Below are 612 nucleotides of genomic sequence, written 5' to 3' on the forward strand. Positions count from 1 at the left end.
AACCGCCGCCGCGTTGCTCATGTTCTGGAATTTCCGGGGTCTGTACGGCGAAGGTCGCCGCTGGATCGACCGGCTCCTCGACCACCCCGCCCGGCAATCCCCACTCGACCGTGTCAAAGCGCTCCATACCGGCTGCATCATGACGGTGATGCAAGGCGATGTGGCAGCGGCTACTGCCCTCACCGAGGAGGGACACGTGCTCGCCGAACAAGATCCCAGCCCGATGACCCAGGCGCTGATCGCCTACGCCGACGGCAACGTGGCGATGTACCGCGCTGAGTTTGCCTCGTCGGTGTCCTGCTTCGAACGCGCTGTTGAGCTACTCGGCTCGATACGGCAAGGATCCCGTTGTGCGCCTGCCTTGTATGCTGCTGCCTTGTTCTTGCTCGGCGTGGTACGCGCGCTGGCCGGTGATACACAAGGGGCAACCGAGTCGCAACAGCAGCTGATCTCCATCACCGAGGCATGTGGCGAATCGCTGTTCCGGTCGTTCGCGTTGTGGGGCCTGGGCACTGCCGCCTGGCGGCAAGGCGAGCAGTCCCGAGCCATCGGACTGCTTCAGGAGGCATTGCGAGTCAACCGGCGAATGTCCAGTCCGATCACGGCCGCGTT

General features: G+C 64.1%; 1 protein-coding gene. It reads left to right on the forward strand.

The window, feature by feature from the left end; genetic code table 11:
- Window positions 1-139 precede the first annotated feature (139 nt).
- A partial coding sequence (locus ACW2Q0_RS31195; RefSeq protein WP_457194505.1) for a tetratricopeptide repeat protein occupies window positions 140-612 on the forward strand: 473 nt, incomplete at its 3' end.

The organism is Nocardia citri, from assembly GCF_054065835.1.